Origin of the sequence: Nocardiopsis dassonvillei subsp. dassonvillei DSM 43111, assembly GCF_000092985.1 — a bacterium.
GTDB classification, from domain to species: domain Bacteria; phylum Actinomycetota; class Actinomycetes; order Streptosporangiales; family Streptosporangiaceae; genus Nocardiopsis; species Nocardiopsis dassonvillei.
The window spans coordinates 5,286,574-5,299,611 of record NC_014210.1 but is presented as its reverse complement, the minus strand read 5'-3'; the positions used below and the strand labels follow the sequence as shown (position 1 = coordinate 5,299,611).

13 protein-coding genes and 3 tRNA genes are annotated in these 13,038 nt (G+C 66.1%); 5 read left to right on the top strand and 11 right to left on the bottom strand.

What is annotated here, in order from left to right:
- Positions 1-96: 96 nt before the first annotated feature.
- Complete coding sequence (locus tag NDAS_RS22030; RefSeq protein ID WP_013155455.1) at positions 97-447, bottom strand: metallopeptidase family protein; 351 nt, start codon at positions 445-447, stop codon at positions 97-99.
- A 97-nt stretch (positions 448-544) separates the two neighbouring features.
- On the opposite strand from NDAS_RS22030, the gene NDAS_RS22025 reads away from it, so the two are divergent.
- From NDAS_RS22025 to NDAS_RS22005, 5 genes are all read left to right on the top strand, one after another.
- Positions 545-2,089 carry a metallophosphoesterase family protein gene (locus tag NDAS_RS22025; protein WP_013155454.1) on the top strand — a complete coding sequence of 515 codons (1,545 nt, stop codon included), beginning with the start codon at positions 545-547 and terminating at the stop codon, positions 2,087-2,089.
- Positions 2,090-2,185: 96 nt separating this feature from the next.
- Positions 2,186-2,258, top strand: a tRNA-Glu gene (locus tag NDAS_RS22020).
- Between the two features lie 88 nt (positions 2,259-2,346).
- Positions 2,347-2,421: transfer RNA gene (locus tag NDAS_RS22015), tRNA-Asp, on the top strand.
- A 25-nt stretch (positions 2,422-2,446) separates the two neighbouring features.
- Positions 2,447-2,520: transfer RNA gene (locus tag NDAS_RS22010), tRNA-Phe, on the top strand.
- A gap of 160 nt (positions 2,521-2,680) precedes the next feature.
- Positions 2,681-3,076 carry a DUF6188 family protein gene (locus NDAS_RS22005; protein ID WP_013155453.1) on the top strand — a complete coding sequence of 132 codons (396 nt, stop codon included), beginning with the start codon at positions 2,681-2,683 and terminating at the stop codon, positions 3,074-3,076.
- Positions 3,077-3,087: 11 nt separating this feature from the next.
- Here the strand turns inward: NDAS_RS22005 and NDAS_RS22000 are convergent, their stop codons facing one another.
- From NDAS_RS22000 to NDAS_RS21965, 10 genes are all read right to left on the bottom strand, one after another.
- Positions 3,088-3,408 carry a site-specific integrase gene (locus NDAS_RS22000; RefSeq protein ID WP_013155452.1) on the bottom strand — a complete coding sequence of 107 codons (321 nt, stop codon included), beginning with the start codon at positions 3,406-3,408 and terminating at the stop codon, positions 3,088-3,090.
- 755 nt (positions 3,409-4,163) lie between these two features.
- Positions 4,164-4,700, bottom strand: coding sequence for a hypothetical protein (locus tag NDAS_RS28710; protein ID WP_126625014.1), 537 nt, complete (start codon positions 4,698-4,700; stop codon positions 4,164-4,166).
- On the bottom strand, positions 4,693-5,502 hold the full coding sequence (locus NDAS_RS28705; RefSeq protein WP_167539503.1) for a DUF4747 family protein: 810 nt from the start codon (positions 5,500-5,502) through the stop codon (positions 4,693-4,695). Before NDAS_RS28705 ends, NDAS_RS28710 begins: the two co-directional genes overlap by 8 nt.
- A gap of 802 nt (positions 5,503-6,304) precedes the next feature.
- Complete coding sequence (locus NDAS_RS21995) at positions 6,305-7,738, bottom strand: tyrosine-type recombinase/integrase (RefSeq protein WP_013155450.1); 1,434 nt, start codon at positions 7,736-7,738, stop codon at positions 6,305-6,307.
- Complete coding sequence (locus NDAS_RS21990; RefSeq protein WP_013155449.1) at positions 7,738-7,980, bottom strand: helix-turn-helix transcriptional regulator; 243 nt, start codon at positions 7,978-7,980, stop codon at positions 7,738-7,740. The genes NDAS_RS21995 and NDAS_RS21990 overlap by 1 nt, the downstream gene beginning before the upstream one ends.
- Before the next feature lie 101 nt (positions 7,981-8,081).
- Positions 8,082-8,774: an ATP-binding protein gene (locus NDAS_RS21985; protein ID WP_013155448.1), complete on the bottom strand. Its 693-nt coding sequence runs from the start codon at positions 8,772-8,774 to the stop codon at positions 8,082-8,084.
- 9 nt (positions 8,775-8,783) lie between these two features.
- Entirely contained in the window at positions 8,784-9,182 is a 399-nt protein-coding gene (locus tag NDAS_RS28700) for a hypothetical protein (protein ID WP_126625013.1), read from the bottom strand.
- 433 nt (positions 9,183-9,615) lie between these two features.
- On the bottom strand, positions 9,616-10,251 hold the full coding sequence (locus NDAS_RS21975; RefSeq protein WP_013155446.1) for a DNA cytosine methyltransferase: 636 nt from the start codon (positions 10,249-10,251) through the stop codon (positions 9,616-9,618).
- Positions 10,251-10,604 carry a hypothetical protein gene (locus tag NDAS_RS21970; protein WP_013155445.1) on the bottom strand — a complete coding sequence of 118 codons (354 nt, stop codon included), beginning with the start codon at positions 10,602-10,604 and terminating at the stop codon, positions 10,251-10,253. The genes NDAS_RS21975 and NDAS_RS21970 overlap by 1 nt, the downstream gene beginning before the upstream one ends.
- Before the next feature lie 326 nt (positions 10,605-10,930).
- Positions 10,931-12,982 carry an FtsK/SpoIIIE domain-containing protein gene (locus tag NDAS_RS21965; RefSeq protein ID WP_013155444.1) on the bottom strand — a complete coding sequence of 684 codons (2,052 nt, stop codon included), beginning with the start codon at positions 12,980-12,982 and terminating at the stop codon, positions 10,931-10,933.
- Positions 12,983-13,038: the final 56 nt, after the last annotated feature.

Here is a 13,038-nt window from a genome sequence, read left to right as displayed (position 1 = left end):
TGAGCATAATGTGGATTCACATGTGCGAAGAGTGACGAAAAGCGTGATTCGAAGGAGACCGCGACCCGGGGGCTGGGGGCCGGGGGAGTCCCGGGCTCAGCCCCAGCCGAGCTCGGTCAGACGGGAGTCGTCGATCCCGAAGTGGTGGGCGATCTCGTGGACCACTGTCACGAGCACCTCCTCCACCACCTGCTCGGGGGTCTCGCAGAAGGCGCAGATGTTGCGCCGGTAGATGAAGATCTGGTCCGGGAGCACACCGAAGTAGGAGTCGCCCCGCTCGGTCAACGGGATGCCCTCGTACAGGCCGAGCAGCCCCTCCGGCGACTCGTCCTCGACGGTGATCACCACGTTGTCCATGAGCTGCGCCAGCTCGGGCGGGATCTGGTCGAGGGCGTCGGCGACCAGTTCCTCGAAGTCCCTGCGCGTCAGTTCCACCACACCTGCCATTGTGCTGCCTCCCCGCGACGCGCCGGAAGCGACATAACACTCTCGAAGGGGATGAAACACGGGAACGTCTCCCCGGGAGGGGCATGATGGGGGTGTGTTGTCTTGGGAAGCGATCCGCGGATACGACCTTCGCGGAGCCCTCCGACGGCTCCGCGGCACCTTCGACCGGCTGCGCTCCGGCCGCGCGTGGCGGTGGGGGTGCGTCGTCGTCGCGGGCCTGGTCGGCGGCTGGCTGGGTCTGGCCCTGGGCGGCCAGGTGGTCACCCCCATCGGTCCCGCGGACGTCACGATGAGCCTGAGCCCCCAGTGGCGGGGTGAGACGGTCGTCGACGTGGCCCCGCTGGGGCAGCTGGCCTTCGACACCCACAGCGCCCCGATCAAGCTGGAGGCGAGGATCTCCAACATCCGGTTGTCCGCGGCCGAGGAGGTGTTCGCCGACCCCGAGGCGATCAACCGCATGGCCGCGGGGATCGGTTCCGACCTGCGCGCCGGTGTGATCGGCCTGCTGGTGCGCGCGGTGCTCGCCGCGGCCCTGGGGGCCGCCGTGGTGGGGCTGCTGCTCTTCCGCGACGTGTGGCGGGCCCTGGCCAGCGCCCTGGTGTCGCTGGGCGTGCTCGTGGCCTCCGGGGCCGTGGCCGCCAACACCTTCAACCCCAGCGCCATCGCCGAGCCCCGTTACACCGGGCTGATCGCGGGTGCCCCGCAGGTGGTGGGCAGCGCGGAGGAGGTGGTGGGCCGGTTCAGCCAGTACCAGGAACAGCTGGCCGGACTGGTCGGCAACGTCGCGATGATCTACGAGGCGACCTCCACCCTCCCCGTGTACGAGAAGGACGAGTCGGTCATCACCGTGCTGCACGTGTCCGACATCCAGCTGAACCCGGCCTCGTGGAGCATCATCCGCACGCTCCGGGAGCAGTACGGGGCGGACATGGTCGTGGACTCGGGCGACCTCACCGACCGGGGGAGCGCGGCCGAGGACGCCTTCGCCGACGAGATCGGCGAACTGGACGTGCCGTACGTGTGGGTGCGCGGCCGACACGACTCCATGGGGACGCAGCGCGCGGTCGCGGCGCAGGAGAACGCCGTCGTGCTGGACGGCGAGGTCCAGGAGGTGGGTGGCCTGACCTTCTACGGGTCGGGGGACCCCCGCTACGTCCCGGACGCGACCCGGCTCAACCCCGACGCCTCCGAGGTGGCCGCCCGGGGCGAGGAGGAGGCCGGGGAGGTGGTCGACTCCCGCGAGGACGTGGACGTGGTCGTCATGCACACGCGCACGCAGGCGGAGGCCTTCGACGGGGTGGTGCCGCTGGTGCTGACGGGCGACGACCACCTGAGGTCCACCGAGCTGACCGACCTGGGCACCAGGTTCCTCGTGCAGGGGTCCACCGGAGGGGCCGGTCTGCGCGGGCTGGACCACGGGCCCGGCCGCCCGACCCCCTACCAGGCGTCGGTGCTGTACTTCGACGCCGAGACCGGGCGCCTCCAGGCCCGCGACGACATCGACCTGGGCGGCATCGGGCTGACGTCGGCACAGGTCGAGCGGCACATCGAGACCGACCCGCAGCGCCCGGTGGGCGAACCCTCCGAGGAACCGGAGGAGGAACCCGCGGAGGAGGCCGGCGACGGGCAGCGGACTCCCTGACCCGCGCGTCAGCGCAGGTGGAGGAGGTGACGACTGGCCGTGCTTATCACTTTGGTGTTGGTTGCGAATCTCCCCTATGCTTGACGTGTCACACGGGCCCCCATCGTCTAGCGGCCTAGGACGCCGCCCTTTCAAGGCGGTAGCGCGGGTTCGAATCCCGTTGGGGGTACGAGGCGGTTCGAGCACTCCCGGACATCTGGCAGAATGAGAACCGCAGCGAGAGCACGGGGCCCAGGCCCGGTGCGACAACTGAACAAGGTCCTGTGGAGCAGTTAGGAGTGCTCGCCACCCTGTCAAGGTGGAGGCCGCGGGTTCAAATCCCGTCAGGACCGCCGTCGCCGAGAGATCGGCGAGTGCGGCTAGGTAGCTCAGTTGGTACGAGCGTCCGCCTGAAAAGCGGAAGGTCGGCGGTTCGACCCCGCCCCTAGCCACAACCAGCAGACATGCACGAAGGCCCCGCCACCTGCGGAAGCAGGCGGCGGGGCCTTTGCGTTGGTCGGTGGGTGTCGGTGGACGGCGGCGGGTCTCGGTGGGCGCCCACGGCCAATGCGCGGCCACGTTCGAGCGCCTGCCCACACTGCCGGAGGCACGGTGAAGATCCCTGTGGAGCTAGTAGGTACCCAGGTCACGCGAACGGCCTTCGACCACCAGGTCAGGATCACCTTCACCGGTCACGGCCCCGGCGGCCGGGTCCGTCTCGACGGCGAACTCGTCATCGAAACCACGCTGTCCCTGACGGACGCGGGTGGAAGGCAGGTCGTCCTGACCCCGGGGACCGGTACCTGTCTGGCTCCGTTGCTCGGCCTGTTCGCCAGGACCGTCGCCGAAGTCGAGATTACCGGGCGCGGGACCCTGCGCCTTGTCTTCGACGACGGTACGTGGCTGAGCGTCGCCCCTGACCCGGACTACGAGTCGTGGGGTCTCACCGGCGTCGGACTCGACCCCGTCCTGGTAGGTTCGGGCGGGGAAGCCGACTGGCGACGCTGACGGGTGGTGCCTCAGTAGCGCCGGTGCGCCTCCTCGATCTGCTGTTTGGCGCGCTCCTCCTCTCCCACGAGGCACTTGGCGTAGATCGTCTTCAGCACTCCCACGCTGTGTCCCGCACAACGGGCCACGAGCGTCTCCGAGACGCCCGCGTTGAGCCACGTGGACACGCAGGTGTGTCGCAGGTCGTACGGACGCCTGGCGAGCGCTGAGGCGGCCTCATGCTCGCTCAGCGCTTCCTGCTGTGCCCACGCCCACGCGCGCCGGTAGGTGATCGTGGCCAGCGGACCGCCGCGCACGACGTGTTCCAGCCAGTAGCCCAGGTACTTGACCACAGTCCAGTTCTACGAGGTGATGGGGATGCCCTGGCCGGAGTCGGCTAGAAGCTTGCTCAGTTGGTTCCGGGTGTCTGCCTGGCCGCGGCCGCAGCCCTGTCACGTGTGTGCGTGCCGTCGATGGTTAGCACATACTCGTCGAAGGACCAGCGGCCGTCCTTGCACTGTCATTCGGCCTTCTTCTGCATCGAGACCACCGCACGTTTGAGCAAGGTCACCGCAGATTTACCTGTGTGGGCATAGTGCGCGAGCAGGTCTCGCTCGTAGGCCAATTCCATATACCTGAGATCGATCGCCCACACCTAGGCCCCGTGTAAGCGAAGACGCCATTCAGATCCGTCTTCACCTTCACGGGCAGCGCTGCAAGGTCGGCCCAGTCTGGCAGCTCCGAAGGGGGCGAAGGTGTCGTGGCGGGGAACTGCAAAGCGATCTTGCGTGGCCTCACCATCACACGGCAGGACGTAGCGCCGAACCCGAGGGCGAGTTCGGCCACGAGATGTAGAACCGCGATCAGTCTCCAGCGCCTCTACGCTGGAGAACCGCTGACTGCTCTCCGGCCGTGGCACCGTCGGTCGCGAGACACCGATTCATGATGTAGCGCAGCAACCCAACGGCGCTCACGCTTGCGTGTCTCGCGTAACCTGTATCCTAATTTCTTCAAAAGACAATCAGCAGCAGTGAAGGGCTACTGCATCTAGCAAGAAGGCTTGCATGAGAGGGAATGTTTAAGGGCATCGAAAACTTGGCTGAGTTGATTAATCTATCTCCTTCCTCAGCTCGTCTTCTTTTTGGAGAAGCATTGCTCTCGTGATTCCATGTCCAAAAATATTCCGAGCCAGGGCGACAACATTAAAAAGAGTGTACAGGAAACAGAAAATGGAAGTGAAAAAAAGAGGTATCTCGTACTGTACTGGCAAGTGCTCTGCCGTTGCTTTGTATGACATCGCCAAAGCAATCGAGCAAACGGCAAAGCCGATGACAATAATAAATATAGAATAGAACTGCTTGAGTCTTCCTTCTTTTTTGTTTAGTAGGCGAACGTAGTTGTCCGACATTAGGGCGGCCACAATGGCAAAGGAGGCAAATATGACGCCGAGTATGCCAGTTGTTGTGGCGAGCATGTCGTTGGCAACAGATACCCGGTCGCTAGTGCTTAAGTGTTCATGAGATAAGTAAATTGCAGGGATCGAAATAATGAGCGCGATCAGGCCTTCAAGGCCAAACGCATGGATCAGGGTGGAGCGTGTCAGGTTTCCCCAGAAGCTGAAGTCTTTAGGGTGAGGCTTAGGCATCTTCGGTACTCGTATTTTCTCGTATAAATCTCTCTGCTCGGGCCAGGGCTCGGCTCTTTAGAACTCCCCAAGCCTGCTCCCACTGAGAAGGCATCGTGTCGATGTTCGCTCGGTCGACGTTTTTTCTCTGGTCGTACGTAGACTTCCTCCCGTCCTTCTTTCCCTTTGCTGTTACGTAGCCGTATCCGTTCTGGCTCATGGAAATATGGTTCTTTACACGATCATTCTCTTGGATATTTGTCAGTCCGGAAGGGTTGGCGGCGTCTAGGGTGGTCTTTATCTGGCTGGCATTCATTTCTTGAATGTCGTCCCAGAGTTCGCCAAAAAGATGGATGCCATCCGGATTTGGAAGCTTGGCTACGAGCTCTACGTGCTGGACAACATCGACTTCTCCAAGCCAGGTGGAGAAAGTCTTTGGATCAAGGATGGGGTCTACCTCCCACTTGACTGATGGCCAATGACGTCGAGACTCTCCTGTGTTAAGGATTTGCTCAAAAACAACCGGGAGTACTTTTTCATTAATGCTACTGTGCTTTACGATCGCCAATATTCTAGCTTTTGACTCGAAGCAGAAAGGGGTGCTGGCTGACACGTCGCGCCCTCGAGTGACATCACGCCAAACCTTGTTTTCTTGATCATATTCCCCATGTGTTTCTGTTCCTTCCCTAATCCACCCCACTAGTCCTGTCATTGTCTCTTCATTTGTTTCAATTACCCTGTTTCCAAGAATCCATTCTCTCTTGCCTCGTCCTAGGGTTTTGACCTTCTCTCCAAAAAGCAGAGTTTCAGCGATGTGGTCCATCACTGAATCCGGTCGATCTTCCATGAGTGGTGGATTTTCTAGTGGGCGTCGGTTAATCCGGAAAAATAGAATAGTTCCAGGCTTCCCAGCGAACCAAGGTTCCTGTGTGGCAGCTTCCTCTGTCACTAGCTTCCTTCCTTGTTGCCGATCTGGGCTTGATCAGATCAAGGCGACGGCGCGAGCGCTGTCGCGGCGGCCCTCGGCTGCACGCACTCAACGTCTGTCAGACAGGCCCGAACAGCGAGCCGGGCCAGAGCTGCCTGACCCCTCTATGGTGACGTAGCGCATACACGCCTGTCAGGGCATTTGGTCCCAAAGGTCGATGGCGTGCCTAGATTCCGAGGAACTTGATAGCAAAGTACGACTGTCTGGGGTGGCCAGCTCCGGCGCTATCGGGCGTCTCGGCATGGAGGCGTGGCGACCGGCGTCCTGTGGTTGATCGAGCGATGGTGGGAGGGAACGCGTGCGTGGCATCACAGTGGCGGGCGGCTGGTGGCTCCGTCCGAGCAGGTTTGGCGCGCCGTGGCCTCTCAGCAGCGACATCAACCAGGGCTGGACTCGCCCGGACCCGAGCAGATGTCTATACCGCTGGCAGGCAGAGTGACCCACCCTTTACCACGCCTGACAAGCGGAAGGTCGGTGGTTCGGTCTTGCCCTAGCCACTCCGAGCAGTCATGCAAAAAGGCCCCGTCACCTGTCTTCGCAGGTGGCGGGGCCTTTTTGTGCGTCAGTGGTTGTCGTTGGACAGTGGCGGGTCTCGGTGATTGCCCGCGGCCACGTTCGCGGCCGTCGTGCCAGCGGCTCAGTAGCGTCGATGCGCCTCCTCGATCTGCTGCTTGGCGCGCTCCTCCTCTCCCACGAGGCACTTGGCGTAGATCGTCTTCAGCACTCCCACGCTGTGTCCCGCCCAACGGGCCACGAGCGTCTCCGAGACGCCCGCGTTGAGCCACGTGGACACGCAGGTGTGTCGCAGGTCGTACGGACGCCTGGCGAGCGCTGAGGCGGCCTCATGCTCGCTCAGCGCTTCCTGTCGTGCCCACGCCCACGCGCGCCGGTAGGTGATCGTGGCCAGCGGACCGCCGCGCACCCCGGTGAAGAGGCGCCCCTGCGGATCGGTGCCGAAGATCTCCAGGTGTTCCCACAGCAGGGCGGTCAGGGCTGGATCGCAGGGGACCGGCCGGACCTCTCCGGCCTCGCGCTGCTTGGGACCGCGTCGGGTGTCGCGGCTGGTGCCGTCGTCGGTGAACTCCGGCCGTGCGTCGGGGGTGACCTCCTCCACATAGATCGTCCCCCACCCGTGCCGACCGTTCTCCGGGGCGGGCAGGGACAGGTTGTGCTTGCGCAGATTGACCGCCTCTTCCGGCCGCAGCGCCGCGTAGTACATCGCTCCGAAGAAGGCCACCAGCCGCGGGCCGGACTTCATCCCCTGCCTGCGCTCGGTCTCCTCGTAGCCGTACTCCCGCACGGCGTCGAGCAGCCGCGCGGCCTGCCGGGGGTTGACCACGCACCGCCGGTCAACCTGGTGGATGGAGCGGGAACCGGTCGCCTCCAGCTCCTTGACGGGGTTGCGCGTCAGGAAGCCCTCAGCGACCGCGTGCGCCAGAGCCGCCTTGATGATGCCGTGGTTGCGCCGCTGTGAGCCGATCACCAGCTTCCTGCCGTTCAGGTCCCGCGTCGCGGCGCGCACGGCCGCCTCGACCACCTTCGGGTCCTCCAGGTCCGAGACCGGCCGGGAGTGGTTCGCGGCCCACCGCAGGGCCTCCTCGACCTCATGCGGGCGGTCCGACCCCCGGTAGGTCTTGCTGAAGGCGTAGCGCCGGAGCGCCGCGCGCATGAGGGCCGGTTCCGGCATGCCCTTGTTCGTGGTGAACAGCGCGGTCGTCACCATCATGAGGGCGAAGGCGATGTTCCCCCGGTGCTTGGCGGAGATGTCGGGCCACTTGTGGTCCACGTAGGAGACGGCGAAGTCGTACCAGGACCGCTGCCTGCGACCGTGCTCCTCCTCGCGGAGCATGCTCACGGGCAGCCCGCGGTCGGCGCTGAACGCCTCGCCCCGGCTCTGCGCCTGCACGAGCTGGGAGCGGAAGGCGTCCGCCTGGGCCTTGTTCTTGAAGGGCTCCTTGAACTCCTCGGTGCCCACCTTCCAGCGCACGCGGTAGGTCGTCCCCCGGGAGCCCTTGTAGGTGGTGATCTTCCAGACGGAGACCTTGTAGCTCAGGTCGTCGGTACCGGTCATCAGGCGTTGTCCTCAGCCATGCTCATGAACTTCTCGAACTCGGTCCGCCGGATGCGCAGGCTTCCGTTGGGGAGCTTGGCGCACTTGGGCGCGCGGCCCTTCTTGCGCCAGTCGTAGAAGGTGTCGCGGCTGATCAGCAGTTCTCCGCAGAACTCCTCCACGGTCAGCCAGCTCTGGGAGCGCTGAGCCGGGATCTTGGGGGCTTTGGCCAGTTCCGGGCGCGGCTTGCGGCGGTCGGTCATGATGGGCAGTGCTCCTTGCCTTTCGCGGGTGGAGGAGTGCGGCTCCGGCGGTGCTTGGCGGTACAGGCCGGAGCCGCTTCCGTGGGTTCGTGCAGCGGTGTTCATCGGCTCAGGCGCCGGTCGGTGCCGGTCATCTCGACCCGCGTCGTCATCTCGATCAGGCGGGACGCGATCCGGTCGCCCAGCAGCTCCGGCAGAGCCGCGGGCGGCTCGTTGCTCGTGATGACGACCGGGAGCATGCGGTTGTAGCGGTGGTTGACGATCCGGTACGTCGTCTCCTCCGTCCACAGCGAGGACTTCGTCGTACCGAGGTCGTCGAGCAGCAGGACGGGGACGCTGAGCACGCGGCGCATGAGCCGTTCCCGCTCCTCGTCGTTGCCCGCTCCCGGACGGAGCGCGGCGTACAGGTCCGGAAACGTGGTCGCCAGGAAGCCGAACCGGATGGGTCCGGTCAACGCGATCCTGCGCACCGCGCCGAACGCGGCGTGCGTCTTGCCCGTCCCGGTGCCGCCCCACAGCATGAGGGAGGGCGCCTGCGTCACGTCGGCGGCGACCTGGTCGGCCCAGTCGCACACGCGGGGATGTTCGGTCGAGGCGGTCAGGTACCGGGGCGGGGTGGCGCGCTCGAACTTGGTCAGGGCCGCGTTGACCCGCTGCCTGTGGTGGTAGGCGGGGTGGCCGGGCAGGTCGGGGTGCGGGTCGTCGTCCACGGGGCCGGGTGTGGTGTCCAGGCCTCGTTCGTGGGCGATCCGGGCAAGGCGTGTGAGAAGCGGTGTTGCGGTGGCCGTGTTCACGGTTCCTCCTCAGGACCAGGGGTCGGGGTCGTCTCCGTAGTCGGTCGGGTTGCGGTAGGGCGTGTGGTCGCCCACGACGCGCAGGTGTGGGCGCGGTGCCGTGCGGTTGATCGCGATGCGCAGGGTGTCGGCGGTGAGGGCGAAGCGGCCTTCCGCCGCGACGTGTTCGAGTCCTCGGGTGATCTCGGCGTCCGAGTAGCCGCTGTTCAGGGCCTTCTTGACGACGGCGCGGATCTTGTTCCAGTCGCCCATGCCGTTGGTGGCCCGGTGGTAAACGGTCGCGAGCGCGTTGACGCGCTTGTGGCCGATCGGAGCGGGCGTGTCCGGTCGTTCGGGGGAGTCGGCGGGAGTGGTCTGTGGCGGATGTTCCCGCGCACCTTCCCCTATAGGGGCGGCTGTCTTCGTCACCCCCGGGGGTGACGAAGACGGGCCTTCTAGTCTCCCCCGGGGGCGATCCGTTTCCTGGGAAACAGGTCCCCCTCGGGGGAGACTCGTTTCCTCGGAAAGGGGTCTTGAGATCGAGACCTGTTTCCTCGGAAACGTGTCACCCCCGGGGGTGACCGATTCTTCTTCCGGGATGAGCGCCTGGAAGGCGGACTTCGCCCCTCGGTTGCCCCGACGCACCTGGTGCAGGAGCCCGGCTCCTACTGCGTCGGAGAGGCGTGTGGAGACCCGCTGCGGTGATCTCGAGAGCAGCGTCGCGAGTTCGTCCCGACCGACCTCGACACGGCCGTCGTCGTCCATGTGCTCCGCCAGAACGAGCAGCAGTACGCGCACGCTGTCGGGGACGCGGGCGGTGGCGTAGACACAGCGCAGCCACCGCCCGCGTACCGTGCCAGGATCAGCCGGGATCACCGCTACTCCGATTCGCATGGCTGGGAGAGCCCACCAGACTCCTGAGGTACATGCCGATGTGCTCCGTGTAGGCAGGAGGGATCGCCTGACGACCTTCGATGTTGGTCATCCAGGTGCACCCCATCGCGTCCGCGTAAGCGCGCTCACCCTTGTGCTCGAACGGCAGCAGACCCGGATGGTGGAAGCACGGTGCGGTGAGCTGGAACGCACCCCAGGACGTCTCGAAAGCCCGGTGGCGACGCACGTGCAGCCCGAACATGGACCCGCACAGGAGCAGGTCGTGTCGCAGAGGGGCCTCCGGGACGTTCTCGATCACCCAGGGCAGGCCAGTGGCTTGGAAGGCAGTCCTTGTGGGGGTCAGCAGGTCGGGATACTTGGACTGGTCGCCACGCCAGGAGGTGACGTTGGCGAACGTCTGACAGGTCGGCGATCCGTGAAGCGCGTCGAACTCGTGCCCGTGTTCGGTGACGTACTCCAAGGCGTCGGCCACGTGGTGTTCGAACGGATAGTTCGGCTGGTGATGGATATCCACGCCGACCACATCGAATCCGGCCAGGTGGTAGCCCATCGCGGCGCCTCCTGCACCGGAGTACAGATCCAGCAGACGGGGGCGGCGCGTCATCACACCTGCCCCTCGGCCAGGTCGTCGCGGTGTTCGGGGGCGCACCACACACGCACTCCGACGCCGTCGATCACCGCACTGGCCTGAGGGGTGTCGCCGTGCCGGAGGCTCACCGAGGTGCCCAGGTAGTCGGCCCACGCGCGTACGGCCTGTTGGGAGTCGGCGTGACCGTTCAGAACCTCGTGGTCTTGGGGGCGGCCGGTGTACAGGTCCAGGAACCTGCTGACCTCGTACACCTGCCAGGTGATCTCGGGCAGGTCCTCCGAGAGCAATCGCGCGAGGATCTGCACAGCCTGGCAGCGCAGGTCTCGGGTGGTGGTGGCGGTCGTGGGTTCGGTGGGCTGAGCGGTCATACTGGTGACACCTCTCTGATGGGAGAGAGATGGCCCCACCCTGTGCCTGCAAGCTGAGGGTGGGGCCGTCGTCGTGTGGTGGACCGGGTGGTCCCCCCGCCTGCCGATCTCCTCAGTGGAGGTCGGCAGGCAGAGCCATCACCCGGGCGTCGGGGTCGGTGCGGACGCCGGTCTGGACGCCCCGGCGCGGTGTTACAGGTCAGGACCCTTCCAAACCGGTTTGGAACGGGGTTGGAACCGAGGTTTGGAAGCCGGTCTGGAATGGGTTTGGAAGCCGGTCTGGAACGCAGGAAGGCCCGCCTCGGGGCGGGCCTTCCTGTTCGGCGTCAGGCGTCGATCAACTCGCGGGACTCCAGGATCGTCCAGGAGCCGTCATCCTCGTGGCGCAGGCGTCCGTCTTCCGCCAGGGCCGTGAGCTTGTTGTAGAACCAGCTCTTCTTGCGCTCCGCGCCCCGCTCCTGCATGGCCACCGTGGCGTCCCAGACCGTGAACTGGTGGCCCGGCCCCCACCCCTCCAGGACGCCCTCCAGGGCAGCGCGCGCTTCCTCCGCGCTGGCCTTGGTGCCCTTCTTGCGGGTCGGCAGAACGAAATCGTCCTCAGGGTCCAGGGGCGGGATCTCCGCGTCGATGTCGCCCTGGATCTCGGGGTCGTCGTCCGGGGTGGTGAGCACGACCGGCTCGATGTCGGGGTCCACGATCAGCTCCTCCTCGGTCACGGTGTCGTCCATGTCGGTGGTCGTGGCCACCGTCACGGCGGGGGAAGGCACCTGAACCGCGGGCGCGGCCGGAGTGGAGGACCCACCAGGGCGGGTCGCGAGGTACTCGGCGTACTCGGCACCGAACGCGGCCCGCGTGATGGCGTCCAGCTTCTCGTCCTGGGATGGGAGCGAGTTGGCTTCGGCTGTGAGGACCTTGTTCTCGTCTTTGGGGTCGGTGGTCGGCGGACCGAACATCTTGGCGGCCACGACGTGCCGGTCGGGGTCCACGTGCTCGATCGCGGCGTACGCGGCGCCCGGCTTGGACTTGCGCCACCGCGAGGGGTCGCACCCGGCGTCGGTGACGTAGTCCGGCAGGACGAAGCTGGCGTCGGCGAAGTCGCGGACGCCGAAGCACAGCCCATCACCCAGGTTCGCGCGCGTGTCCGTGTCGAGGTTGCCCCACGTGGCCCGCTGCAACGACAGGTCCAGGTGCATGCCGACCGACCGGGAGACCCGGGCCACCTCCACGATCTCGTCGAAGTCGACCACCTCAGCGGCTTCCTCTACCAGGATGTGCAGGAAGGTCAGCCCGCACCCGGGCACCCACTGCGAGTTCCCCTGGTCGGCCAGGTGGTTCGCGCGGGCCTTGATCGCGCGCTTGATCGCGGCCAGTTGGCCGCGGGCGGCCTTCTTGTCGTAGGCGGGCCAGCCGATCGCGCCCTCGATCGGTCCGAGCGTCTGGCGGCCTTTGGCCAGGTCGATGGCGAGCGTGAAGGTGTCCTTCCTCGCGGCGACCTGCACCATCTTGACCTTGCCGTAGACCGACTTCCCGGCCCCGGCCATGCCGACCGTGAGCGAGTGCCGGTTGGTGATCTGGTTGTGGAAGGGCTCGCCGTCCTCGTAGGTCCCCAGGTGCAGCGGGTGGTCCGCGATCGAGGTGCCCACGTGCGCCGGGTTCAGCCCCGGCCACGGGATGAGCTTGCCCATGACGTCCTGCTTGGTGATGACCAGCTCCGCCTTGTCGGCGCGGCCCTGGTCCTCGATCACCCGGATCGCGCCGGGGGCGACCCCGTACGCGGACGCCAGCTCCTTCGCGCGGTTCTGCAAGGACTCGGCGGTCTCGCCGTTCTCCAGGGTCAGCTCGTGGCGCTGCTGCATCTCGGTGTCGCTGAGCAGGCGCGCCCTGATGTTGCGCAAGTCGAGCTTGGCCGCGACCTCCTCGAAGGTCGCCAGGATCCGGCCGGCGCCCTTCTTTGGCGCGGTCTCCCCGGCCCCCTGCGAGCGGGCCCACAGGTGCACGTTCGCGATCGCGGCCCCGGCCGCTCCGCCGATGAGCAGCACGTCCATGAGCGGACGTCCGGGGCCGAACGCGGTCGCCAGTGCCAGCCACGCCCCGGCCCCGCCGGTCATGGCGGTGGAGATGTGGTGGGCGTACCAGGTGCGCGCTCCGGTCAGGCGGTGCGCGGCGTAGGTGACCACCCCGCCCGCGGCCGCGATGGCGGCGGCGGCCAGGCCGGTGCCCCATCCGAGGTCGCCCCACATCCAGTGTGTGAGGAACCCGGCCGGGATGAGCGCCGGGGCGGCGGCCCACGGCCGCAGGTAGTCGCCCCACGTCGCGCCCTTGCGCTTCTTGTCGGTGTCCTCGTCCCGGCCCCGGTACACCAGCTCGTTGCGAGCCATCGTTCTGCTCCTTCGTGGTGGGGCGGGGGCCGCACCGGGCGGCCCCCGCGGGTTCG

What these genes read in the sequence shown, in the direction of transcription:
- NDAS_RS21965 (WP_013155444.1), bottom strand. Translation starts at nt 12,982, where the DNA reads ATGGCTCGCAACGAGCTGGTGTACCGGGGCCGGGACGAGGACACCGAC.
- NDAS_RS21975 (WP_013155446.1), bottom strand. Translation starts at nt 10,251, where the DNA reads ATGACGCGCCGCCCCCGTCTGCTGGATCTGTACTCCGGTGCAGGAGGC.
- NDAS_RS28705 (WP_167539503.1), bottom strand. Translation starts at nt 5,502, where the DNA reads ATGGACCACATCGCTGAAACTCTGCTTTTTGGAGAGAAGGTCAAAACC.
- NDAS_RS21995 (WP_013155450.1), bottom strand. Translation starts at nt 7,738, where the DNA reads ATGACCGGTACCGACGACCTGAGCTACAAGGTCTCCGTCTGGAAGATC.
- NDAS_RS21970 (WP_013155445.1), bottom strand. Translation starts at nt 10,604, where the DNA reads ATGACCGCTCAGCCCACCGAACCCACGACCGCCACCACCACCCGAGAC.
- NDAS_RS28710 (WP_126625014.1), bottom strand. Translation starts at nt 4,700, where the DNA reads ATGCCTAAGCCTCACCCTAAAGACTTCAGCTTCTGGGGAAACCTGACA.
- NDAS_RS22030 (WP_013155455.1), bottom strand. Translation starts at nt 447, where the DNA reads ATGGCAGGTGTGGTGGAACTGACGCGCAGGGACTTCGAGGAACTGGTC.
- NDAS_RS21990 (WP_013155449.1), bottom strand. Translation starts at nt 7,980, where the DNA reads ATGACCGACCGCCGCAAGCCGCGCCCGGAACTGGCCAAAGCCCCCAAG.